Here is a 22,864-nt window from a genome sequence, read left to right as displayed (position 1 = left end):
CATGCCCGGCGCACCATAAAAAAGCCGCTGCAGTTGCAGCGGCCAAACCCACCAGGAAGTTAGGGTGTTAATTAATGGTCGTGATGATCATCTGCCGGCTCAGCAATACCCAGCCACGTAATACGGTGTGGTGTAAAGTTTAGCTGTTTGCGGCTTTTGATTTCTGCATCATGCACATCCACCGTAATCAGCTCTTTGCGGATCGGATCGGTGATATAAACTTTGTCATCGGCCGCCGAAATCGCTAATTGGAAACGGGCCCCTGCCGGTAACAGGCTCAGATCAGCGTTCGATACTGCAACTTTAGCCGCATAGGTAAAGGCACTTTGGCCAGCGTGGGCATGACCATGGTAGTTAAAAATGGTCAGTTGGCCGGTGTTATCCAGCAGGACAAACTTCTCGGCACCGTCTGCAAAGCCATAGCCCCAGATCGCAGTAGCAGTGCCGGGCTGCCAATCCAGCTTTTCCATTTTGGCATCTTCAGCGTCAATCGCGAACACCTGAGCGCCTGCTAAACCAATAAAATGTTCTGCCGCTTTGTCGCCGGCCAGAGTGCCAATACGCAGCGTACCGGTAAAGTCGGCGGTATTCGCCAGCTTACTGGCAGTAAAGGTATTTCCATTCTGCTCAATCAGCAATACACCATCCGAACAACCAAAGGCCACAAAATCATGATTCTGTGCGCTGCCGTGTAAGTTAGGGCAGTTTTCGGCAAAGACTTGTTCCTGGATGAAATCAGCACCTTGCCGCTTATACAGTGCCACCTGACTTGGCAGGGTAGTGCTGCTGTTTACATCGCGCAGAGTACTGACTAAAAACTCACCCCGTGCCTGCGCCGCACCATGCTGGTGAGTCGTTAAGGTTAATTTCGGATAGTTAGTGCGATCTTCACCAATATCAGCATCGGTTAACACCGCGACACTGGCAGGCGCACCTGTTGCGGCATTACCATCGAAAAATACCGCCAATTGGCCCGGAGCCTGCTGAAAGTGTGTCGGTCTGACGCCAGTTAACTGAAACGGCATAAAACGTGGCGCTTCCTGATAATCATGTAGATGGTCGACATGGTCTTCCTGCCATAAACCACCATCAATAAAGTTCACCAGATCCTGGGTACGTTGTACCACAGCTGCATAGCGGTAATCGCCACTGGCATAAAGATCACTGGGTGTCGCACTGACCATAAAGGTGTTCAGTTCGGTTTTAGCGGGTAACTCTAAGATTTGCACGAAAGGGTTATCAATCGCGGTTAACACTAACCGGCCTACCGGATTCACCTTATCATGGTCATGATCATGACCCGGCCGCTCAATAACAATCGGCTCCTGCTCGTTAATATTAATTGTCGTATCTCCACAAGCCGCAAGCAAAGCTGCGGCTACGGCCACGGCAACAGTCCGGGTCGGTGTTAGATAACGCATAGTGTCTTCCTCTGATACTCGAGCCCTGTCGCCAGGGCCCCTAATTGTTGATTAAAGTTAGAATGAACCTCTAAGGCCAATAGCAAAGCTACGACCTGGGAGTGGTGTGATGTCACGTAAGAAGGAGGTATGAACCAGCGCCAGCTCATCGGTCAGGTTCTGCGCTTTCAGATACGCCACCAGATCCTGCGAACCTAAGTTAAAGCGATAGCTCACACTGGCATCAACCAGGGTGTACCCCGCAGAAGCCTGCTCGAATTCAGCGATTTTATCCTGCCGGAAGTAACGGCTGATACTGAGGTCAGCATCAAAATGATTACCCTGATACGCTAGCTCGGTCATCAAACGCATTGGTGGTGTGCGTGGTAACTCACCACCAGCGCGCAGCCGGGCCCGAATATAGTCGCCCTGAATGGTCAGCCGATACGGTGCGCTGATTTGCCAGATAAACTGAGCTTCAAAGCCGTGCAAATCAACGTCTTCGTTAACGTACAGATAAACCGGCAATTCACCGCCATGGTCGTGGCCACCATGATCATGATCGCCATGGTCATGGCCATCATGCTCATCTTCGTGCTGGTGGCTATATTCGGCAAATAAGCCGGTGTTACGTTGATAGAAGTAATTATCAACCCGGTTGTAGAAGGCATTTAGTACTAAACCAAAATCACCACCAAACTTGCGGAACGTCAGGTCCAGATTGCGTGATTTTTCTAATTCAAAGCCGTCCCGGTTTAACTCAAAGCCATCCCGATCGGCATTGAGACGGAATAACGAGCCGATTTCATAACTACGAGTCCCCAGGTGAGGACCAAAGGAGAACAACTCAGCCGCACTCGGCGCCCGCTCAGCCTGGGATAAGGATAAACCAAGGTTATATCCCTCAGCAAAGTCCCAGACCACACCGGCAGATAAACTGACTGGCGTGTATTTATTCTCGACACCAAACACACGGATGATCTCAACACCGCCATGATCATGGTCATGATCGTGGTCGTGATGGTCATCGTCATGGCCATGAATGTCCAGTTCCGGCAGCAGCACCCGGTCAGCGCTAATCTTTACCCGTTCAGCGCGGGCGCCCAGCTGCAACAATACCGGGCCAAAATGACGCTCAGCCATCCAACCCAAGGCCAACATGGTAGATTCAGATGGTGGCGTAAAGGCCTCGCTGCCAACCGCCTCGAAATCGCTGAATTTATAGTGCAGACTCAGGCCGCCTTTCCAGTCGTATACCGGCTGGTGGAATAACTCGAAACGGGCTTCGTGACTCTTGTTGCGGAACACCGTACTGACAAAACCGTCTTCAATCTCAGCATGCTGATAATCGGTATAGGCCAGACGACTATTCAGCTGACGTAGCCAGGGATTGTCAAAAAACAGCTCGCTTTGTAGCTGCAGCCGATCCTGCTTTTTATCGGCATAGACCAGCTCTTCGTCATGCTCAGCGTGATCTTCTTCGCCACCATGGCTATGACCAGGGATACCATATTCCCGCTCTAAACGACCGTATGACAGCCCGACAAAGCCATTATCTAACAAGCGACTGCCACCAACGGTAAAGCCTTTGCTGGTGCTGAAGGTGTTCGCAATGCGACGACCGTGCTCATCATGCTCATCAGCATGGTCGTGATCATGATCGTGCTCGTCCTGGCGGTGCATCCAATCGTGCGGTGCCTTGTAATTAATGCTGTCGCGCCAGAAACCATCCAGATAAACCGCATAGTCCTGATTACCATTAACCAGTGAGCCGGCAACCAGTTTTGCCGAGTCGACGCTTTGTAGCTCGGTGAGCCACTCAGCACGTGGTGTACTGTCTGTAGGGATCCTATCATCGACTACGTTAACCACACCACCAATAGCGCCACTGCCGTAAAACAAAGTCGCGGGGCCGCGCAATACTTCAATTTGGGTTGCGGTACTGGTTTCTGTTGCCACACTGTGATCCGGGCCGATGCGAGAGGCATCACCGGCATCGAGACCATTTTGCATAATCAGTACCCGCGGGCCATCCAGGCCACGGATAATCGGGCTGCTGGTAACACCGCCATGGAAATTCGAATGCACACCAACTTCTTTACTCAGCGTATCGCCCAGCGAGGTAGTTTGTTGCATCTTTAACCGATCACCTGCTAACACGCTGACTGGCAGGGCGGATTCTGTTACTGAGGCATGTAACGGGCTGGCCGTGACATCAATAATTTCAAAGCTGCTTGGCGTCAGCTGCAGTTCCACATCGGTTAACCCAGCTGCCGGAACAGATAATTTCACGTTGCTGTGACCAAAACGACGGGCCGCCAGATGCAACTCTACTTCCCGCACTGGTACATTGCGCAATGTAAAGCGACCAAATTCGTCAGTGCGTGTTTTGGCCGCGGCGCCAATAACATCAACTTCAGCATTGGCAACGGGCTGCCCTTTAGGATCTTTCACTACACCGCTAATGGTATTGGCTTGTGCTGTGGCGCTATGCAAGGCCGCTGCTATGGTTAGGGCTATCGCACTCTGCTTGATCATTGGTCCTTAACTCCAGGATTAGCTCAAAATGTTATATCGTAACAATATACAGCTTTTGTGATGATATAACAATGCAGGGGATTAATGATGTGCGTTTAACAGATGTAAAACCTCGATAAACGCCATACCGACTGCTACACAGGAGATTTGCAAACCCAGGACTCTGATATTTACCGGCCGCTGCAGCCTGGGCAATAGATCGAATAGTGCAATGTAAATAAAGCCCCCGGCCGTAATAGCCAACAAGGTTGCTACCGGCAAAGTTAGGATCTGGCCCAAACTCAACACCAAAGCGGCACCGATAAAAACGGTGCTCGCCGCCAGCAAATTCAAGCCAACTGCCTTTTTCAAACTCGCGCCCGCCGCCACCAAAATGGCGGTATCACTGATTTCCTGGGGCAATTCATGCAGCAGAATCGCCAGCGTCGTCGCCCAACCCAACGCCGGATCCAACAAAAAGCTGGTCGCAATCAGGGCGCCATCAATCAGATTATGCAGGGCATCAACACTCAGGCTTACCCAACCAAAGCTGGCCATGGCTGGTGGATAAGCGTGATGAAAAACGCGATGCTGCCAATTGAGTCCCCGCTCGAAAAGAAAGAATACGCCCAGCCCTACGACCAGCCAGCTTAGAACGGGCCAGACCGTCGCCGAACTGGCAAGGGCTTCGGGTAATAAGTGAAAGAGCGCATCAGCAAGCAATACGCCGATGGCCACCGCTAATAACCAAGGGATAACGCTGTGCAACAGGCTACCGAACAACCGCAGCAACAAGCCGCCACTTAGCGATACTAAACAAACCAGGAAACAGGCAAAGACGATCTGCAGCATAAGACACCGAATTGTTATAATATAACATTACAATCGGTAGTGTAATCGATGTCACTGTCAGACACAAATTGTTAATGATAACTATTTGCATTTACAAAAAGCCGCGCTATACTCACTGCAACGGATTAAGAGCCGGTCATGGATGGCATCTCTCTGGTCTTTGTGGCTCGTCCTGCATTGTTCGGGCAAGCAAGCTTGCCCGTTTTTTTTGGAGGAAGATAAACTATGCCATTGCTGGCAGCCGGATCCCTGAAGAAAGCGCTTGGTATCCTGGCCGAATGCTGGCCATCGTTACGCAACAACAGCTCGCCCGCCCCCTGTCAACAACAGGTGTTATTTCCACCTGCTGCCGGTTGGCAACATTTACGCATTCTCGGTTATCGCTGTCTGGCTGAACATAGCGCGGGGTACGAGTTTATGCTGAAGCTGGAATCGCCATCAGAGAGGCTTGCATTGCCAACACTGCTGGAATTACAACCGCAGAATAGCTATAGCCAGGTGGCACTCTGGTTAACCCGTCTCGGACTCAGCGGCTGTCAGACAGTGCAGTTTGCGCAGCAACGGGTGCCGCTCTGTCAGGCGCTGTCCTGTATTGATCTTACTGCCGCCAGCCAGATACCGGCATCGGCGCTAAGTGACTGGCTGGCCAGCCAGCCCAGGCTAACAGCAGGACGTTTTCAGGTGTTAGAATCTTGGGAAACGGACGACAGTCTCAACCTGCACTGTGTCACCACAGATTGCATGTCGCGCGCCTGCTATCACTGGCTGCAACAGCAGGCGATCCGCTATCAGTTGCTCTACTTACGTTTTCTTGCAAACCGTTGTTAAAGCTGCGATTGCAGATAGTTTTCTAGTCCCAGTAGCTTAATCAGGCGGAGTTGCTGCTCCAGCCAATGCGCGTGATCATTTTCGGTATCGTCCAGCAGCCCCTGCAGGATATTACGCGTCACAAAATCCTGTTCCTGTTCACACAAGGCCATGCTTTGTTTCAGCAGCTTTTGCACCGCATACTCAACATTCAGATCATTCTGCAACATCTGCGGCACCGTCTGCCCGACCTGAATGGCATCGCGTTTGCTCATATCCGGCGTGCCGCCGAGAAAGATAATGCGCTCAATCAGCGCCGAAGCATGACCTTTTTCATCGTCGAACTCGTGATCGATGCGCTCAAACAGCTTGTGCAGGCCCCAGTCGTGATACATTCTGGAGTGAATAAAATACTGATCCATTGCCGCCAGCTCATTGGCCAGTAACGCATTTAATGCGCTAATTACCTTCGGACTACCCTGCATTATTCACCTCCCAGCTGCGCTTGCAGATAATTGGCTAATCCCATCACCGTAATTTGATGCTGTTGCGTTTCCAGCCAGTCCAGATGTTCTTCTTCATACTCCAGGATTTCCGTTAGCAGATCCCGGCTAACATAGTCCTGCAAACTCTCACACAGTGCTATCGCTTCCTTCAGTAACGGTAATTGCTCCAGCTGGAAATCCTGATCGCATTGCAGCATCTCCGGCGTATCTTCACCAATTCTGAGCTTACCCAGCGCCTGCAAATTCGGTAACCCTTCCAGCATCAGAATACGCTCAATCAGTTCGTCAGCTTGCTTCATATCTTTGATAGATTTCTTGTAGCAAACATCATTCAGGGCTTTCAGCCCCCAGTTTTTATAGATCCTGGCGTGCAGAAAATACTGATTAATAGAGGTTAATTCGGCAGTCAGTACTTCATTCAGCTTACTGAGTACCTGTGGATTACCGTGCATAGCAGACTCCGGCTAGATTAAAAGCAGGCTTTAAGCTTAGTTCAAACTGCGCAGTTAAGCAAAATTATGTTTAATATCAGAAATATGCAATTAATAATGCTTTGCATTTCTACTGTCAACCAGGCTCAGCACTGCCCTCCGTCCTGTAAATCTGCAACCAATCGCAAGTTGCTTCGCAGCGCTGGCATTTAACGTTATGGTAAGCATAAGATTTTCATTATCGACCTTGGACAACATTATGCGACTATCCTGCTACGCCCTGCCCCTCTTGCTGGGTTTGGGTCTAACACTGGGCCCCGCGCTACCGGCGCTGGCTAACAACAAAACCGAAGCGATCAGTATCGACGCCGATAGTGTGGTGGTTACCGAACACCGCACGCAGATTAACGGCCAAAGGATCAGCTACAAAGCTTATACCGGTACCCAGCCGGTGTGGGATGACAATGGCCATCCCACTGCTACGCTGTTTTATACCTACTATCAGCGCACTGATATTAAGGATAACAGCAAGCGCCCCTTGCTGATTTCGTTTAACGGTGGTCCGGGCTCGGCATCGGTTTGGATGCATATCGCCTACACCGGCCCCAAAGCACTGATTATTGATAGCGAAGGCTACCCTATTCAGCCATACGGCGTAAAAACCAACCCTTACTCGGTACTCGATGTCGCCGATATCGTCTTTGTAAATCCGGTTAATACCGGTTATTCGCGTGTCCTGCCCGGGCCAGACGGTAAAATGCCATCCCGTGAACAACAACAGAAAATGTTCTTTGGCGTCAATGCTGACGTTAACTACCTTGCCGGCTGGATCAACAGCTTTGTCACCCGCTACGAGCGCTGGCCGTCGCCTAAATTTCTGATTGGTGAGAGCTATGGCACCACCCGGGTCGCCGGCTTGGCGCTGGCACTGCAAAACAATCAGTGGATGTATTTAAATGGTGTGATCCTGGTGTCGCCGACCGATATTGGCATTGAACGTCAGGGCCCGGTCAAGGTAGCGAATCGCCTGCCATACTTTGCCGCGACGGCCTGGTATCACCAAGCCCTGCCGGCCGATCTACAACAGAAAGATCTGTATGATATTCTGCCGGAAGTTGAAAACTTTACGCTGAACGAATACCTGCCAGCACTGGCCCGCGGCAATTCGCTGCCGGCACAGGACAAGCAACGTATTGCCGAGCAGGTTAGCCGTTATTCCGGTATCAGCGTGCAGAATGTGCTGCGTTCTAACCTGGATATCAGCACCAGCTACTTCTGGAAAGAGCTATTACGTGACCGTGGTCAAACCGTTGGCCGGCTGGATTCACGTTATCTGGGGATCGATAAAAATGACGTCGGCGCCAGCCCGGACTATTGGGCCGAGCTGACCTCCTGGTTGCATTCTTTTACCCCGGCAATTAATCACTACCTGCGCACCGAGTTAAACTATAAAACCGACATTAAATACAACATGTTCGGTAACGTACATCCCTGGGATCGCAGCAACGACAATACCGGTGAAAACCTGCGCCAGGCGATGGCACAAAACCCCTATCTGCGGGTGCTGACGCAGGCGGGTTATTACGACGGCGCCACTAACTACTTTGATGCTAAGTACAATATGTGGCAGCTGGACCCGAGCGGTAAAATGAAAGATCGCCTCAGCTTCAAAGGCTACCGCAGCGGCCATATGATGTATTTACGCTATGAAGATTTAAAGAAATCAAATGATGATCTGCGCGAGTTTATCCTGCAATCATTACCGGCAGCTGGCCAGCCTGCTAAATACTAAACCGCACCTGTTACTGCCGAGTACAGCCAGTACTTGAAACAAAAGCCCCCGCAACAGCGGGGGCTTTTTTAGGTCAGAGCTCGACATTTAGTCTGCCAGTTCCTGTTCGGCGCTTTGCTGTTTGGCTAACAGGGTTTGTTGCTCCATCTGCGCCGTCAGCTGCTTCACCCGAGCAGCAAAAGCGGCCTTGGATTCTGCCGGTACCGGCCGCGCCAATGGGATATGCGCGGTCATCGGATTTACCGGTCTGTTATTCACATGCAGCTCATAATGTAAATGTGGTCCGGTGGAGCGCCCGGTATTGCCGGATAAGGCAATACGCTGTCCCCGCGTTACACGTTGCCCACGCTGAACCAAAAAGCGGCTTAAGTGCAGGTAGCGGGTTTTATAGTTACCAAAATGCTGGATCTCAATGTACTTACCAGCAAACGGATGGTTTTCAATCCGGGTAACCACACCATCAGCCGGTGCAATAATCGGCGTCCCGATCGGTAACGGGAAATCGGTACCATTGTGCGGCGACACCCGTTGCGTAATAGGGTGCAGACGGCGTGGATTAAAGTGTGAGCTAACCCGGACCTGGCTAGCCAGAGGTAAGCGCGAAAAAGCCCGCTCCAGACTATCGCCATTGGCATCATAGTACTGGCCGTCGTCATGCATAAAGGCGGTTAACGTCTGACGCCGGTTTAGAATACGGATGCCTTCAATCCGGCTTAAGCCCGTACTTTCTTCACCAACAAAGTTTTCACTGCGCAATACCTGAAACTGGGCTCCGGCTTGCAAGTCGCGGGCGAAATTAATCCGCTCTTTAAATAACTGATTAATATTGTAAATATCAGCATCATTCAAACCAGCTCGCTGGGCTGAAGCGTAAAAGCTGCCAAAGACTTCACCCACCAGAATCGTATTTTGCCATACTCCTTCATCCAGCAGTTCCTGATAACTGAATTCATCGGCGGCTTCACGTTTATACAGCACTTTCTTGCCGGCATGCACATACAACTCCATGCTCTGTAGCTGGCCATTTTCATCCAGCTGCAGGGTCAGACGATTACCGGGGCGCAGTACGTCTAACGCCAGCAAGGACTCGTCTGCCGCCATCACCTGCTGTACAGTTTGGTAGTTCAGGCCATAGCGGGCAAAGATCCGGCTCAGGCTATCACCGGCACGGATATTATAAACTTTGATAAAGGGATCTTCGGCGGGTGCAATATGCAACTGGCTTTGCAACCAGGCGGTAAGCTCGGCCACCGGAAATTGCTGCAGCTGCTGGGGCCCATGTTGTAGCCCCATACCCAGCATTAACGGCATAAAGCCCAGGCTACTCTGTGTTGGCTTAGGCTGCGGCCAGGCGAGCAACACGCTCAAGCCCAGCGCACAGCCCAGCATCAACCGTTGATGCAGCACGGGCACACGGTCCCGGAATTGTTGAATTAAACTGTTCGGCATGAATTAAATCGTAATCATTATTCTAATTTTAGTGTGGATGGCGCTGGCGCAACCTGCTATCAGCGGCGGCCGACTCTGGCTACCTAAGATAACCGTACCCTCAATAAGTTCATTCTATGACATAGCAACGATAATTGCACCCGCCACCTGGCGACATAGCACGACAAGCGTTTATGCCCTGTGTTATATCCCAGACAAAACTTTTACCAGAATGCGGCGAAAAATCATACAACTTTTTTAACTTCGACTTCACCGCATATCAGATGAACGGCCGCTACTTTGTTGTTATATTGATGTCAAAATTAACAGCAGGATCCCGTATGCAACTTAAACCCTTGTTATTACTCGCTACGCTGACAAGCTTTGGTCTGTCTGCCGCGCCTGTAGTGCTGAAAAATATTCAGGGCTATGGTTTTGACCAGCAGCGGCAACTGGTGAACTTCCAGACGCTGGTATTTGATGACGAAAGCGGCCAGGTACTGGCTCGCGGCGCAGCCGGCATTGCTGCCAACTATCCAAAGGCCAGGGTGATTGATGGTCAGGGACAAACCCTGCTGCCGGGCTTAATCGATGGCCACGGCCATTTACTGGGGCTGGGTGAATATCTGAAACAAGCCGACTTGCGGGGTCTAAGCAGTGAACAGGCCTCAGCGGCTCAGGTCGCGGAGTTTGCCCGCGCGAACCCGGAGCAGCAATGGGTGATTGGCCGTGGTTGGAATCAGGTGTTATGGGATAGCAATGCTTTTCCGGCGAAAAAGACACTGGATGAACTGTTACCGGATAAGCCGGTATATCTGGTGCGGATCGACGCCCATGCGGCCTGGGTCAATAGCAAAGCGCTGGCCTTGGCCGGTATCAGTAAAGACACCCTTGATCCACCCGGCGGAGAAATTATCCGTGATGCCGCCGGCGAACCAACAGGTGTATTAATTGATAACGCTATGTACCTGGTACAGCAAAAAATCCCGGCCCCCAGCACTGACGATAAAAGAGCGGCTCTGCAAACGGCATTTGCCCATTTGCAGGAACTGGGGATCACTGCCGTGCATGATGCCGGTGTCAGCAGCGAACTGGTCGCGCTCTATCAGCAATTACAGCAGGAGCAGGCGCTGGGCGTCCGGGTATACCCGATGCTATCAGCCAAGGATCCGGCGCTGGAGCAGTGGTTTACTAACGGCATCGTTGACGACCCGACTGATTGGCTGGATATCCGCTCGGTAAAAATTTATGGCGATGGAGCCCTGGGTAGTCGCGGTGCGGCATTGTTAGCTGACTATAGCGATCAGGCTGGCCAACGTGGCCTGTTGGTTACCGAACCCGATACTCTGACCGAGATTATGCGGCTGACCATTAACGCCGGCTATCAGGCCAATGTGCACGCCATTGGCGATCGGGCTAACCGTTTGGTATTGGATCGCTTTGAATTGCTAGCCTCCGCCGAGCAGCGCGCTGCCGGCCGCCACCGTATCGAACATGCGCAGATAGTCTCACCGCAGGATATTCCGCGCTTTAAAGCGCTGCACATTCTGCCCTCGATGCAGGCGGTACATGCCACCTCGGATATGAATATGGCCGGTGACCGGCTGGGCATAGCGCGGTTGCGCGGCGCCTATGCCTGGCGCACCTTTGCCGATCAGGGCAGTATTATTGTCGGCGGTTCAGATTTTCCGGTGGAACTGGCCAATCCGTTCCATGGTTTACACGCCTCGGTCACCCGGCAGGATCAGCAAAATCAGCCGGTCGGTGGCTGGTTGCCAGAACAGCGCCTGACCTTAGTTGAAGCACTGCGTTCTTTTACCGTTGATGCCGCCTACGGTGCCTTTCAGGAAGAAAAAATGGGCACCTTGGCACCGGGTAGCTGGGCTGATTTTATTCTGGTCGACCGCGATATTTTTGCGATACCGGCAGAACAACTGTGGCAAACCCGCACCCAGCAAACCTGGATCCACGGTCAGCTACGTTTTAGCCGCTGATCCTGCGCAGATAGCCGTTGGCAGCCATCACGGCCAACGGCTATGCTTAAAGCATCGCCCAGAGTAGGTAGTACTGATGACTGACACGCTGATTGCCAAATGCCGTGGAATGGCTTTTGTACTGCTCGCCAGTTGTTGCTGGCCACCTCTGGTAGTTGCCGATCCGGTCACCATTACCGTTGGTACCACGCAAAGCCCATCAGACCTCAGTACCCGAATTGAGCAGCAGTTAGCTGCGGCTTATGCCAGGCTAGGCTTTAGTACCCGCTTTATCGCTTTACCATCAGAGCATCGGTTACGGTTATTGACTAATAATGAGCTGGATGCCGACTTGTTTCGGATCTGTCAGTTGGAACAGCAGGAAAATCTGGTAACAGTTCCGGCCAAGCTTGGCGAGCTGATGTTACAGGCCTACAGTCAGTCGGTAGAAACCCTAACGCAATGGCAGCAAAACAGCGAGCTGATTATCGTCCATATCCGCGGCTTGAAGATGGCGGAGCTTACTCTTTTTGCCGGCAGCCGGGTGGAGGTCAGTGATTTGCAACAGGCGTTTGGGATGCTGCTGCAAAAACGCGCGGATATTTTACTGGAAGATCAGCGCTCTGCGATTGCCTATCTGCATCAGGCCGGTTTAACCGATGCCGGACTGGTCGCAACCGATCTCTTGCCCTTTGCGATCTGCCATGTTTTAAGCACACAGCTGGGGCATTTAGCGGCGCCGCTAGCCGAGCTGTTGCAGCGCGCGCAGGATTAACAGCGGGCCTAAGCCCGCAGCGGTTAATTCGCTTCGTCTTCTGTTACAAAGTCCGGGCGCTGGCCGTGGCTTTGCTTATCACGTAATTTGCCAATAACCGTACTTAATTTGCGCTGTAGCTTGTCAGCCGCACCGGTAATGGCCTGCCCCACTGTCGGGGCAAACTCGGTTACCGCTACCGGCTCCAGCCCTTGCGGGCGGGCTTCCAGCAAGCAGCGCTTGTCGTTACCTTCGTGTTTGGTGCTACCGTTTTCATCACTCAGGTGTACCTCAACCCGGGTCAGGTGATCTGCAAAACGCTGTAATTTATGCTGTAGCGTATCGCGGACAAATTCGGCCAGGCGCTCATCCGCCTGAATATTGCGGTCACTGTTAATCTGAACTTGCATAGGTCACTCCTGTGGCAATAGGGACTGCAGAGTAAGACGCCGTTTTAGTCGATAGGTTGCGTCGTCTTAACGAATAATTGGCACCGCTTGGCGCTAACTTCAAGGGCTGACGCAGAAAATAAAGCGAGAAAGTCAGACATCTTTGGCAAGACTGGTTAAAATAGCGCTATACCTTACAGCCCAAATATAAGCGCATGATCAGTAATAAGTGGACCAAGCTCATTAAATCGCTGCACCTGAAAAAGCATCGTAAAGCCGAGCAACTGTTCTTCGTCGAAGGTGAGAAAGCGGTGTTGGAGCTGTTACAGTCAGACTGGCCGGTCGTCGCCTTATTTGCCACTGAAAGCTTTCTTTCCGCGCACGGTGTGCACAGTCAACGCGCTGACCTACTACAAAGCTGCAGCAGTAGCGAGCTGGAGCGGGTGGGCACCTTTAGCAGCAATGATGCCGCCTTGGCGGTGGTACGGATACCGCAACGAAGTTTTAGCCCACCGGCACCTCACGAGTGGGTGCTGGTTTTAGACAGCATTAACGATCCGGGTAATCTGGGGACCATTATTCGGATTGCCGACTGGTACGGCATCCGGCACATTCTCTGCTCCGAGGATACCGCGGATGCCTTTAATCCCAAGGTCATTGCTGCCGCCAAAGGATCATTTTTAAGGGTGCAGTTGCATTATCAGCCGTTAGTACCGCTGCTGGAACACGCCGCGCGTCCGGTATATGGCGCTTACCTGGGCGGAGAGTCGGTGCATCAGTTAGCGCTGGCTGCGCCCGGGGGGTACCTGGTGCTGGGTAATGAAGCCAATGGCATCAGCGCAGCTGTCGGTCAGCATATCAGCCGTAAAGTGACGATTCCGGCCTTTGGTCAGGCGGAATCGCTGAATGTTGGTATTGCCTGCGCTATTATTTGCGATAATCTGCGTCGCTTAAGCGGCGCCTGAACCGGGAACTGGCTATGAACTTTCCGACTATTGAAGCCTATGTGGGCAATACGCCGCTGGTCCGCTTACAACGGCTGGCGAACCATACCAACAGCACGGTACTATGCAAGCTGGAAGGCAATAACCCAGCCGGCTCAGTAAAAGATCGGCCAGCGCTGAATATGATTGTGCAGGCCGAACTGCGTGGCACTATCAAACCCGGTGATCGGATTATTGAAGCCACCAGCGGCAATACCGGTATCGCGCTGGCGATGGCAGCCGCCATTAAAGGTTACCCGATGACGCTGATTATGCCAGCGAACGCCACCGAAGAGCGCAAAGCCTCGATGCGCGCCTATGGTGCCGAGCTGATCCTGGTGAGCAAAGAGCAGGGAATGGAGGGCGCGCGTGATCTGGCGTTACAAATGCAGGCCGAGGGCAAGGGCATAGTACTGGATCAATTTAATAATCTTGATAACCCGGCGGCGCATTATGTCAGTACCGGCCCAGAGTTATGGCAACAAACGAATGGCTGCATTACGCATTTCGTTTCCAGCATGGGCACCACCGGCACCATTATGGGCACCTCCCGCTATCTGAAGCAGCAAAATCCGGCGATTCAGATTATTGGCTTGCAACCGGCAGATGGCGCCAGTATCCCCGGCATCCGCCGCTGGCCCAAAGAATACCTGCCGGGCTTTTTTGAGCCTGAGCGCGTCGATCAAGTAATCGATATCTACCAAAAAGATGCCGAAGAGATGATGCGCCGGCTTGCCCGGGAAGAAGGCATCTGTGCCGGTGTCAGTTCAGGTGGCGCTGTTTATGCGGCGATCAAATTGGCAGAGCAGCAGGATAATGCGGTGATTGTAGCGATTATCTGTGATCGCGGTGACCGTTACTTATCATCCGGTATTTATTAGCATAAAATGTTCTTAAAGCCCGCACGCTAAACTACCGGCTGGCGGTATAATAAGGGCCTTTTCGGCTAAGTGAGTGGCCCTTTTGTCATACGAATATCTGGCGCTGCTGGCAGCTGCCTGCTGGGCCTTTGGCAGTTTATTGTCGGCGCAGGCCGCTACCCATTTAGGTGCCTTTGCCTTTACCCGCTATCGGATGCTGATTGCTATGTCGCTGTTATGGCTACTTAGCTTGCTCAGTGGTAGTTGGCAGACCTTGGCCTCAGCGCAGGTTTTGCTGCTGATCCTATCCGGTGCTATCGGGATCTTTATTGGTGATACTGCCCTCTTTGCCGCGATGAATCGTCTGGGTCCGCGCCGGGCCGGTGTGTTGTTCGCAACCCATGCGCTGTTCTCGGTGCTGCTGGCGTACTTTTTTTTGGGAGAAACCCTGTGGGGACTGACCCTGGTTGGCGGCAGCCTGTTAGTCGGCGGTGTGATGATTGCTATCGCCTTTGGTAAGCGCAAAGAGGAGCAACATCAGTGGGAAAGCAGCCAGCAAGGGCTGAAGATTGGCATAGCGCTGGCATTGTTATCGGCACTGTGTCAGGCCGTCTCAACCCTGATGCTGAAACCGCTGATGGTAGAGGGCCTGGATGCAATAGCCGGTTCTGCCGTGCGGATGAGCACCGGCTTTGCATTGCACCTGCTGATTTGGTTACTGGGTTGGCGTATTGCGAAAAGCTATTTACCCCTGACACCGAAAATCTTCGGCTATGTGTTTATTAACGCCAGTCTGTCGATGGTGCTGGGCATGACGTTAATTTTGCAGGCGCTAAAGAGTGGTGACGCCGGTATGGTGGCGCTGTTTTCCTCTGTTAGTCCGGTGTTGATTCTACCTATGTTATGGTTGGTATACCGCCGCCGGCCAGCCTGGGGCGCCTGGGCAGGCGCCGTGCTAACCGTGGCAGGTATCGCCTTATTGATCCGTTAACTACCGATGATACCGCCATCATCCTTGGTAATAATTACCGTTGCCGAGCGTGGCCTACGGGTACCGCGATCCGGCCAGGTGCTGCTAAAGCTGTACGGGCCAGATCCCTCCCCCGGATGCTGAATATTGACAAACATAGTACGGCAGTCCGGCGTCATCACCACGCCGGTGATTTCGCAGCCCACCGGCCCGACCAGGAAGCGTTTCAGTTGATGTGTTGCCACATCGGCGACCAGCATCTGGTTGTTACCAAAGGCCCCCTCTCTTAACTGGCCTCCGGACATATCGGTCTGGATCCACAATAAGCCATTAGGGTCAAACCAAAGCCCGTCCGGCGAGGCATGGTGATTCTCAGCGGTCAGCATAAATTGGTGCTGCGGCGTGTAGGTATAGACGTCGCCACTTAACATAAAGATATCCCAGCTAAAGCGCTGCTGCGCCTGCTCACGCCAACGAATAATATGGCCCTGGCTGTTGCTGGCTCGCGGATTGGCGGCGTTGAGCTGTGAGCTATGCCGTTGATCATTATTGGTCAGCGTAAAATACACTTCACCGGTTTGTGGGTGTACCGCGCCCCATTCCGGACGGTCCATTTTGGTAGCACCGGCGATATCAGCCGCTAACCGGGTATTTAACAGCACATCAGCCTGATCACTGAACTCGACCTTGGCCGCCTCGGCCTTAGCCCGAAAGCCGGCATCTGCCAGGTCCAGTGGCAGCCAATCGCCACTGCCATCGTCATTAAAGCGGGCGACATAGAGGGTGCCGCTATCCAACAGATGCGGACCGGCCGTTGCCGGATCATAGAGCTCTTTTGATACAAATTTATAGATATACTCAAAACGTGAGTCGTCGCCGGAATAGGCGACCAGCGGCTTGCCGGCTTCTGCTTTGGCGAAAATTACGCCTTCATGGGCAAAGCGCCCCATGGCGGTGTGCTTAACCGGCACGCTGCCCGGGTTAAAGGGGTCAATCTCAACAATCCAGCCAAAGGTGTTGGGCTCATGCCGGAAATCCTGCTCCGCAGTTTCGGCAACTGCTGATGCATCAAAACGCGCCAGCACCTGATCCTGCCTGGCTGCCGTTTCCCAATGCATAATGCTATTAAAATCTGACACGCTATAACGGCGATGCTCACGCGGCATCCGTTGGTCGCGGTTTACAAACAGCAACGCCCAGTTCTCTTCGCAGGTTAGATAGGTGCCCCAGGGGGTGACACCATGCGAACAATTATTCAGCGTGCCGCGGGTGGCGGTGCCATCCGGGCTGTACTGAGTGCGAACCTTGGCGTGACCGCGCACCGGGCCGGTCAGCTGCATCGGTGTCATGCCAGTGATCCGACGATTGTACTGACTGCCGCTAACCAGTTGCCACTGACCACTGTCATCCCGTTTGATATGCGCCACACTAACGCCGTGTGCTGCCAGCTCCTTATGCACCTCTTCCGCCTGCCGCGGTAAGCCGGCACCACCAAAGGCATGCAGGATCATCGGATCACAGTATTCGTGGTTCATTACCAGTAAACCTTCACCCGAGTCCGTGCCACCATCCTTTAAATCAATCGGGAAGAAGTGCATGCCATCATGGTGCGAGCCAATTTGTTTTTCCTGATCGGCGGCGGTATTAGTGCCATCCGCTTTATAGGGCGCCGCGCCGTCCAGCAGCGGTGTGCCCCAGGGTAAAAATGGCTTAGCAGTGTAACCCGTTGGCACAGTGACACTGTCAAAACGGTTTACCGCCACAGCCTCAAAGCCCATTAAACCCTGTTTGACTGCCGAACTAACGGCGCTAACCTTAGTATCGCAACCTACCAGGCTAGTACCAATAAAACTGCCGACCGCCAGTGCCATGGCACCGCGCAAAAACTGGCGCCGATCTAACCGCTGCGCGACAACCTGCTGAAAACTGGGGTTATCAGAAAAGTTTGCCTGTGGCTCAACGCCAGAAATATCGTAGTTTACTTGCTGAGATTTAGTCATTCACGTTCGCCATCATTATCATTCGGGAAAATAGTCGTAATATGCCAGCAGTTGATTGCAAATTTGTGACGACCAAGGCTATGCTCGGGCTATTTCGCAGCACAGCGGGCTGGTCGCCGGCTAGTCTGCTTTGCTATAGTAAAAAAGAGTAAACCAGAGGAACCCAAATGATGCAATGGCAGGTGTTGACCTTCGACGAGCTGGACACGCGAACCCTGTACTCCCTTTTGCAATTGCGGGTGGATGTATTTGTCGTCGAACAAAACTGTCCCTATCCGGAATTAGATGAAAAGGATTTAGAGCCGCAAAGTCGCCACGTGCTGCTGAGGAAAGGCGACAAGGTGATTGCTTACGCCAGGGTACTGGCCCCCAACGTCAGCTTTGCCGGCTACCCGGGCATTGGCCGGGTTTGTGTGTCACAAACGGCACGCCGCCTGGGGCTTGGCAGGGTGTTAGTAGAGCGTACGCTGGCTGTGGCCAATGAACTGTGGCCGGCAACGGATATTTATATTTCAGCCCAGTGTTATTTGCAGCGGTTTTATGAAGATCTCGGTTTCCGTGCCGCCAGTGAGCCTTACCTGGAAGACGATATTCCTCATTTACAGATGATTAAGTACTTTCAGCAGACTGCGACAGCATAAAGTGCGACGACGGCAGTCTGCACAGACAGCCGTCACCGCAACCCCACGTTAAGGTAAGCCGACTTCAAAAGTCAGGGTCAGTGTCGCCCGGATCTGATCTGCCAGTTCAGTCTTTTCTGCTGACTGATAGCTGGCCTCGATCAGGTAACGACCGGCTTGCGTCGGGGTAAAAGCCAGTTTGCCCGCCGCATCCGTTTCCAGCATCTGCCGCCCGGCCGCATTACGGTATAACTCATCCTGCTGAGAAAGCTCTACCTTAACACCGGCAGCGGGTTTGCCGTCCATTAGCAGTTGCCATTCAATCTTATCCTCTGCCACATAATCCGCCGGATGGGTAATAAAGTTCAGTTCAAAGCCATCCCCTTTCGGGTCCAGCGCAGTGCGATTCGGTGCCTTTACCGTCACCACCGCCAGGGCTTTACTCTGCCCCCGGCTGGTCGTCACCTTAGTCGCGCCAGCCGGTAGCTCTTTAGCCGCCGCCCGCTTATCCGCCATAATGCGCTTACGCTCGCCGTTCACCTCAAACATAGTGAAGTAGCGCGCCGGGCCACCATTTTCAATCAGGTAAGTGCCTTCCTGCACCAGCTGATGGTCGGCCTGGGATTTGCGTTTGCCCTGATAACTCTGACTAAACTTATGCCGGCTGCCATCAGGAAACACCAGGCTCAGATTGTCAGGCGATACCCCTTTATCGGCGACAAAGGTCATATTGGCGGCAGACACATCGACCGAAATCCAGGTGTCTTCGCCTGATAACACAAAATGACTTGGCATCACCCACAGGGTATGGGCCAGACTCGCCTGGCTAAAAAGTGCCAGCATGGCAGCAGTAAGTAAGTTCTTCATCGGTATATCCTTCTTCTGTTTAGTCACTTATTTAAGCGTCAGCGTCAACGGTCCCAGCTCTTCAGCCGCCGCCGCATTCAGTTGTTGTGGTTGACCATTTAACTGAAAATCAATTTTTTGCAGGCTACGCCCGCCCTGCTCCCGCGAGGCTTCAACATAGAGCGTATAAGCACCAGGGGCCAGCGCCTGCCCCTGATCATCGGTGCCGTCCCAGCTTAACCGGTACTGACCGGGGGTGCGGGTGGCACCGGTCATCGCATCAACCAGCGCAGTATCACTACGGCCGATTTTGCGCCAGAAGCGGCGGATATCTTTTAGCCAGTCAGGCTCCTTACGCCACAGGGCAATCAGTTTTACCGGTTGCTGCTGGGCGTCTTCCACCCAGACAGCGACATAAGGCCGGTAGTACTGCGCCGTAGCAATCTCGGGGATCGTCAGCACAATGTCGGCCTCGGCCGCCGACAGCGGCTGGCTGCCCAGGCCGAGCAGCAATGCCAGGGCAAATAGCGGTTTTCTCACAATGTTCTCCTTGTTAATGATCGGCTTTAGTGAAAGGCCAGCAGATACGCCAGCACGGCCATCACGCCGCCAAGCACAGCCAGGGCGTTACCTAACTGCTTTTTCGATGGCATTTTCAGCAGCAGATAAAAACCAGTCAGCGCAAACAACAGGCAGGCGATAGCGGTAATGTCAATCAGGGCTTTCCACAGGGCACCGCTATCCCGCCCTTTGTGCAGGTCATTTGCCAACGCCAGATAGCCGTTAAACTGTTGTTCCAGCTCTATTTCTGCGGCAGAAAAGTCCACCAGGGCTACGGCAAAACCCGCTGGTCGTTTAAAGCTCAGCTCCAGGGTTTGTTCATCGCTGTCAAAACGGGCTTGCCAGCTGATGCCAGCGACGCCATGAGTGCGTTTCAACCAGTCCACCAGCGTTGTTGCATATTCCTGCTGCTGCGTGGTAAGTGGCCAATGCTGCAGAGGTTCAGGCAGGGGCAACTGCTGCAACTGCTGTCGCGCTCCCCATTTGCTTTGCCAGTCCGGATGGTTAAGGGTGATGCCGGTAACAGAGAAAAACAGCAGTAACAACAACACCCACATTGCACTGTAGGTGTGTAGGGCGCGCATCAGGCGCGCCATGGCTGCTGCCGGCTTCTTACGATTAGAAGCGGACATTCATCCCTACCCAGTAATTGCGACTTTTGTCCTTGTTGTTGAAATCATCAACAAAGGCGGCACTGTAACCGTTCTGGCCACTGCTATCGCGAACACAGCTGGCGGCGGTATCATTACACTCAGTAAACACAATGTTGTATGAGGTAAAGTCTTTATCCAGCAGGTTATTGATGCGGAAATTAAAACTCACCGCATCGCTGGCCTGATAAGCCGCACCCAGATGCAGCACGTTATAGCCTTTAAAGTACAGCGCTTCGTTGTTCACGGTATCCCAGGAGCGGTAGCGCCGGTCGCGGTACTCAGAGGTTAAGAACAGATTTAACATATCGCTGGCCTGCCAGCTTAATGTCAGGTTAGCCATATGTTTGGCGGTATTACCCAGCGGACGGCCTTTTAACGCACCGCTTTTCTGTTCGCTATCGGTATAGGTATAGTTTGCACGCAGCGCCAGTTGTGCCAGCAACTCGACCCGGCCCGCCAGCTCAGCGCCCTGAATAGTGACCTTGTCAATATTGACGGTCTTACTGCTGGTGGCATAACCCAGTTCGGCAAATTCACCGGTTTCAGTACAGACAATACTCGTACCCGCACCGCAAGGCTGGGATGCGAGCTTGTCATCAAAATCGTTTTTAAACACTGTGGCGTTAACGTTATGCCCGTTTGGATGACTCCAATACACCGCCAGCTCGGTCGATACACTGGTTTCCGGTTTTAAATCCGGGTTACCAAACATCGGCGAGGTGCCCTGACCGCCGAAACCGACTACGCCATCATACAACTGAGTAGTTTTAGGTGTTTTAAAGCCGGTACTGACGCCACCTTTAATGGTCCAGGCATCGCTTAGCGTATAAACACCATAGACTCTCGGACTTAACTGATTACCAAAGATTTGATGATCATCATGCCGCAGGCCAGCAGTTAGCGAGAAAGCGCCGGTCAGATCCCAGGTATCTTCAGCAAATAGGGACCACATATTATGTTTCTGTACTGCCCCCGGAGTACCGCTTTCAATCCCAAAAACGCCATCCTCCAGTTCACCGCGGATCAGCTGCGCGCCCATAACCATGGTATGCCGTCCGGCGGCTTCAAATGGGAAATCGACTTTCAGATCCAGGGTATACTGGTTACTGTTCATTACCCGCTTCGGTCGCGGCAGGAAGGTCGCTTCCGCCAATGCTTTACGCTGCGCTTCGGTTAAACCAGTGTAAGACCCCGTGCCATCAATCATTTGCAGCAGCAACGCCCGCTCTGCCACACTAAAAGGCAGAGTTCGACCGTTGTTATTAGTATCGACATAAGAGAGAGAGATAAAGCTGTTGAGCTGGTCCCATTTGCCTTCATGAGTCAGCGACCAGGTATCACGGGTAAACTCCTGGGTTTCACTGTAGCCGACCTGAGGGTTAGCGCGCCGCGCCCAGGTGCCGCCACTTTGTACACAAGCCGCTTCACGACTACCAACGCCGTTTTTACAGAAAAAGCCAGCCGCCCAGATGGTATTGATATTATCTACTGTACCGAGCGGAAATTCGCGCACGCCATTAGCATTAATAAAGGGCGTATTATCATAGTCCTGCGTTGAAGACTCGATATCAAACCAAATCGTTTGCTGCGCAGTCGGCGTCCAGCTTAAACGCCCGCCCAGTACCCGGTTTTCGTTATCCACGGTTTTGCCACCACCACCAAAGCCCAGCGAGCGGGTGCGGGTTTCACCATTCGGATAAACGACAGGCGCATACTCTGGCGTCGAACTTAGACGATTATAGACGCTGCCGCGTACTGCCATGCCCAATACACCGGGGATCAGCGGGCCCATCACGTTAAAGTCGGTGGTAATATCATCGCCGTAAGCACTGTCGCTTTGTTTTGAACGGCTATGGGTCACAGAGCCGCTCCAGTTTTCGGTGACCTTTTTGGTAATAATATTGATCACGCCGCCCAGCGCATCGGCGCCATACAGGGTTGACGCCGGGCCGCGGATCACCTCAATCCGCTCAATGGCATCCAGCGGTGGAATATGGCCAAACTGATTGCCAGCAAAGGCATTAGGATAGATATCACCATGGTTATTCTGCCGCTTACCGTCAACCAGGATCAGGGTGTAATCCGCGCCCATACCGCGCAGGCTAATGGTACCCTGTCCGGTTTTATCGCGCGTTTCACCAATATCGACACCTTCCAGATCTCTTACCGAATCTAACAGTGTGGTATAGGGCCTTGCCCGTAAATCTTGCTGAGTAATCACCGAAATACTGGCCGGTGCATCCACTAGTTTCTGTTCGTAACCCGAGGCTGTTACCACGATCACCTCTATATGGCTACCGGCCGCCTCTTCCGCTTGGGTAACTGGACTACTCAGCGCACTGGCGATAGCCAGCGCCAAAGCACTTTGACGAAGCAGTGACTTATCAGCAAACAACATTAACCTAACTCCTGTAATGGCTTCCCGCCCTAAAAGATGGCGCAAATGATAACCATTATCATTATTAAGATCAATATCGATAGTGAGAATTGTTGTGATTTAGGGAACTTTTTTAAGCTGGCTA

The 22,864-nt window shown here is 52.6% G+C and carries 20 protein-coding genes; 8 read left to right on the top strand and 12 right to left on the bottom strand.

The window, feature by feature from the left end:
* Nucleotides 1-71: 71 nt before the first annotated feature.
* The 3 genes from A9165_RS11940 to A9165_RS11930 form a co-directional block, all read right to left on the bottom strand.
* Nucleotides 72-1,421 (bottom strand): 5-methyltetrahydrofolate--homocysteine methyltransferase, encoded by a 1,350-nt coding sequence (locus tag A9165_RS11940; RefSeq protein WP_065956040.1) that lies wholly within the window; start codon nucleotides 1,419-1,421, stop codon nucleotides 72-74.
* Nucleotides 1,422-1,478: 57 nt separating this feature from the next.
* Nucleotides 1,479-3,938, bottom strand: a complete 2,460-nt coding sequence (locus A9165_RS11935) for a TonB-dependent receptor (RefSeq protein WP_008606644.1) — start codon at nucleotides 3,936-3,938, stop codon at nucleotides 1,479-1,481.
* An 81-nt stretch (nucleotides 3,939-4,019) separates the two neighbouring features.
* On the bottom strand, nucleotides 4,020-4,769 hold the full coding sequence (locus A9165_RS11930; protein WP_065956039.1) for a ZIP family metal transporter: 750 nt from the start codon (nucleotides 4,767-4,769) through the stop codon (nucleotides 4,020-4,022).
* Between the two features lie 225 nt (nucleotides 4,770-4,994).
* Here A9165_RS11930 and A9165_RS11925 point away from each other — a divergent pair, with 225 nt between their 5' ends.
* Nucleotides 4,995-5,597 carry a hypothetical protein gene (locus tag A9165_RS11925; RefSeq protein ID WP_065956038.1) on the top strand — a complete coding sequence of 201 codons (603 nt, stop codon included), beginning with the start codon at nucleotides 4,995-4,997 and terminating at the stop codon, nucleotides 5,595-5,597.
* Here A9165_RS11925 and bfr (A9165_RS11920) read toward each other — a convergent pair.
* On the bottom strand, nucleotides 5,594-6,061 hold the full coding sequence (bfr, locus tag A9165_RS11920) for a bacterioferritin (RefSeq protein WP_065956037.1): 468 nt from the start codon (nucleotides 6,059-6,061) through the stop codon (nucleotides 5,594-5,596). The two genes, A9165_RS11925 and bfr (A9165_RS11920), sit on opposite strands and share 4 nt — an antisense overlap.
* Nucleotides 6,061-6,534 carry a bacterioferritin gene (bfr, locus tag A9165_RS11915; RefSeq protein ID WP_065956036.1) on the bottom strand — a complete coding sequence of 158 codons (474 nt, stop codon included), beginning with the start codon at nucleotides 6,532-6,534 and terminating at the stop codon, nucleotides 6,061-6,063. The genes bfr (A9165_RS11920) and bfr (A9165_RS11915) overlap by 1 nt, the downstream gene beginning before the upstream one ends.
* Nucleotides 6,535-6,772: 238 nt before the next feature.
* Between bfr (A9165_RS11915) and A9165_RS11910 the strand changes: the two genes are divergently transcribed.
* Entirely contained in the window at nucleotides 6,773-8,305 is a 1,533-nt protein-coding gene (locus tag A9165_RS11910) for a S10 family peptidase (protein WP_065956035.1), read from the top strand.
* A gap of 87 nt (nucleotides 8,306-8,392) precedes the next feature.
* On the opposite strand, the gene A9165_RS11905 is transcribed toward A9165_RS11910, so the two are convergent.
* Complete coding sequence (locus tag A9165_RS11905) at nucleotides 8,393-9,754, bottom strand: peptidoglycan DD-metalloendopeptidase family protein (protein ID WP_008606627.1); 1,362 nt, start codon at nucleotides 9,752-9,754, stop codon at nucleotides 8,393-8,395.
* A 320-nt stretch (nucleotides 9,755-10,074) separates the two neighbouring features.
* Here A9165_RS11905 and A9165_RS11900 point away from each other — a divergent pair, with 320 nt between their 5' ends.
* Nucleotides 10,075-11,727: an amidohydrolase gene (locus A9165_RS11900; protein WP_065956034.1), complete on the top strand. Its 1,653-nt coding sequence runs from the start codon at nucleotides 10,075-10,077 to the stop codon at nucleotides 11,725-11,727.
* Between the two features lie 76 nt (nucleotides 11,728-11,803).
* The gene (locus tag A9165_RS11895; RefSeq protein WP_065956033.1) at nucleotides 11,804-12,481 is read left to right on the top strand and encodes a hypothetical protein; all 678 of its coding nucleotides are present in this window, start codon (nucleotides 11,804-11,806) and stop codon (nucleotides 12,479-12,481) included.
* Between the two features lie 23 nt (nucleotides 12,482-12,504).
* Here the strand turns inward: A9165_RS11895 and A9165_RS11890 are convergent, their stop codons facing one another.
* Nucleotides 12,505-12,870 (bottom strand): HPF/RaiA family ribosome-associated protein, encoded by a 366-nt coding sequence (locus tag A9165_RS11890; protein WP_065956032.1) that lies wholly within the window; start codon nucleotides 12,868-12,870, stop codon nucleotides 12,505-12,507.
* Nucleotides 12,871-13,064: 194 nt separating this feature from the next.
* Between A9165_RS11890 and A9165_RS11885 the strand changes: the two genes are divergently transcribed.
* From A9165_RS11885 to A9165_RS11875, 3 genes are all read left to right on the top strand, one after another.
* Nucleotides 13,065-13,814 carry an RNA methyltransferase gene (locus A9165_RS11885; protein ID WP_008606623.1) on the top strand — a complete coding sequence of 250 codons (750 nt, stop codon included), beginning with the start codon at nucleotides 13,065-13,067 and terminating at the stop codon, nucleotides 13,812-13,814.
* Nucleotides 13,815-13,828: 14 nt separating this feature from the next.
* Nucleotides 13,829-14,713, top strand: coding sequence for a cysteine synthase CysM (gene cysM / locus A9165_RS11880; protein WP_065956031.1), 885 nt, complete (start codon nucleotides 13,829-13,831; stop codon nucleotides 14,711-14,713).
* 82 nt (nucleotides 14,714-14,795) lie between these two features.
* Nucleotides 14,796-15,683 carry a DMT family transporter gene (locus A9165_RS11875; protein WP_065956043.1) on the top strand — a complete coding sequence of 296 codons (888 nt, stop codon included), beginning with the start codon at nucleotides 14,796-14,798 and terminating at the stop codon, nucleotides 15,681-15,683.
* Here the strand turns inward: A9165_RS11875 and A9165_RS11870 are convergent.
* Nucleotides 15,680-17,662 carry a PhoX family phosphatase gene (locus A9165_RS11870; protein WP_065956030.1) on the bottom strand — a complete coding sequence of 661 codons (1,983 nt, stop codon included), beginning with the start codon at nucleotides 17,660-17,662 and terminating at the stop codon, nucleotides 15,680-15,682. The genes A9165_RS11875 and A9165_RS11870 overlap by 4 nt on opposite strands.
* A 167-nt stretch (nucleotides 17,663-17,829) precedes the next feature.
* On the opposite strand from A9165_RS11870, the gene A9165_RS11865 reads away from it, so the two are divergent.
* Nucleotides 17,830-18,303 carry a GNAT family N-acetyltransferase gene (locus A9165_RS11865; RefSeq protein ID WP_218060738.1) on the top strand — a complete coding sequence of 158 codons (474 nt, stop codon included), beginning with the start codon at nucleotides 17,830-17,832 and terminating at the stop codon, nucleotides 18,301-18,303.
* Nucleotides 18,304-18,351: 48 nt separating this feature from the next.
* Here A9165_RS11865 and A9165_RS11860 read toward each other — a convergent pair whose 3' ends face one another.
* The 4 genes from A9165_RS11860 to A9165_RS11845 are packed head-to-tail and all read right to left on the bottom strand — an operon-like array spanning nucleotide 18,352 to nucleotide 22,740.
* Nucleotides 18,352-19,149 (bottom strand): DUF4198 domain-containing protein, encoded by a 798-nt coding sequence (locus tag A9165_RS11860; RefSeq protein ID WP_065956029.1) that lies wholly within the window; start codon nucleotides 19,147-19,149, stop codon nucleotides 18,352-18,354.
* A gap of 27 nt (nucleotides 19,150-19,176) precedes the next feature.
* Complete coding sequence (locus tag A9165_RS11855; protein ID WP_065956028.1) at nucleotides 19,177-19,668, bottom strand: DUF2271 domain-containing protein; 492 nt, start codon at nucleotides 19,666-19,668, stop codon at nucleotides 19,177-19,179.
* Between the two features lie 26 nt (nucleotides 19,669-19,694).
* On the bottom strand, nucleotides 19,695-20,321 hold the full coding sequence (locus tag A9165_RS11850; protein WP_065956027.1) for a PepSY-associated TM helix domain-containing protein: 627 nt from the start codon (nucleotides 20,319-20,321) through the stop codon (nucleotides 19,695-19,697).
* Nucleotides 20,308-22,740, bottom strand: a complete 2,433-nt coding sequence (locus A9165_RS11845; protein ID WP_065956026.1) for a TonB-dependent receptor domain-containing protein — start codon at nucleotides 22,738-22,740, stop codon at nucleotides 20,308-20,310. The genes A9165_RS11850 and A9165_RS11845 overlap by 14 nt, the downstream gene beginning before the upstream one ends.
* Between the last annotated feature and the right edge of the window lie 124 nt (nucleotides 22,741-22,864).

It is taken from the genome of Alishewanella sp. HH-ZS, from assembly GCF_001704375.1.
Lineage (GTDB): Bacteria > Pseudomonadota > Gammaproteobacteria > Enterobacterales > Alteromonadaceae > Alishewanella > Alishewanella aestuarii.
The sequence above is the reverse complement of the archived record's forward strand: the minus strand, read 5'-3'. Positions and strand labels throughout refer to the sequence as shown.

Excerpts from the sequence above, each read along its gene's own strand:
- A9165_RS11895 (WP_065956033.1), top strand. The coding sequence starts at position 11,804 with ATGACTGACACGCTGATTGCCAAATGCCGTGGAATGGCTTTTGTACTG.
- cysM (WP_065956031.1), top strand. The coding sequence starts at position 13,829 with ATGAACTTTCCGACTATTGAAGCCTATGTGGGCAATACGCCGCTGGTC.
- A9165_RS11860 (WP_065956029.1), bottom strand. The coding sequence starts at position 19,149 with ATGAAGAACTTACTTACTGCTGCCATGCTGGCACTTTTTAGCCAGGCG.
- A9165_RS11910 (WP_065956035.1), top strand. The coding sequence starts at position 6,773 with ATGCGACTATCCTGCTACGCCCTGCCCCTCTTGCTGGGTTTGGGTCTA.
- A9165_RS11845 (WP_065956026.1), bottom strand. The coding sequence starts at position 22,740 with ATGTTGTTTGCTGATAAGTCACTGCTTCGTCAAAGTGCTTTGGCGCTG.
- A9165_RS11940 (WP_065956040.1), bottom strand. The coding sequence starts at position 1,421 with ATGCGTTATCTAACACCGACCCGGACTGTTGCCGTGGCCGTAGCCGCA.
- A9165_RS11865 (WP_218060738.1), top strand. The coding sequence starts at position 17,830 with ATGATGCAATGGCAGGTGTTGACCTTCGACGAGCTGGACACGCGAACC.
- A9165_RS11885 (WP_008606623.1), top strand. The coding sequence starts at position 13,065 with ATGATCAGTAATAAGTGGACCAAGCTCATTAAATCGCTGCACCTGAAA.
- A9165_RS11935 (WP_008606644.1), bottom strand. The coding sequence starts at position 3,938 with ATGATCAAGCAGAGTGCGATAGCCCTAACCATAGCAGCGGCCTTGCAT.
- bfr (WP_065956037.1), bottom strand. The coding sequence starts at position 6,061 with ATGCAGGGTAGTCCGAAGGTAATTAGCGCATTAAATGCGTTACTGGCC.
- A9165_RS11900 (WP_065956034.1), top strand. The coding sequence starts at position 10,075 with ATGCAACTTAAACCCTTGTTATTACTCGCTACGCTGACAAGCTTTGGT.
- A9165_RS11890 (WP_065956032.1), bottom strand. The coding sequence starts at position 12,870 with ATGCAAGTTCAGATTAACAGTGACCGCAATATTCAGGCGGATGAGCGC.
- A9165_RS11870 (WP_065956030.1), bottom strand. The coding sequence starts at position 17,662 with ATGACTAAATCTCAGCAAGTAAACTACGATATTTCTGGCGTTGAGCCA.
- A9165_RS11905 (WP_008606627.1), bottom strand. The coding sequence starts at position 9,754 with ATGCCGAACAGTTTAATTCAACAATTCCGGGACCGTGTGCCCGTGCTG.
- A9165_RS11930 (WP_065956039.1), bottom strand. The coding sequence starts at position 4,769 with ATGCTGCAGATCGTCTTTGCCTGTTTCCTGGTTTGTTTAGTATCGCTA.
- bfr (WP_065956036.1), bottom strand. The coding sequence starts at position 6,534 with ATGCACGGTAATCCACAGGTACTCAGTAAGCTGAATGAAGTACTGACT.
- A9165_RS11925 (WP_065956038.1), top strand. The coding sequence starts at position 4,995 with ATGCCATTGCTGGCAGCCGGATCCCTGAAGAAAGCGCTTGGTATCCTG.
- A9165_RS11850 (WP_065956027.1), bottom strand. The coding sequence starts at position 20,321 with ATGTCCGCTTCTAATCGTAAGAAGCCGGCAGCAGCCATGGCGCGCCTG.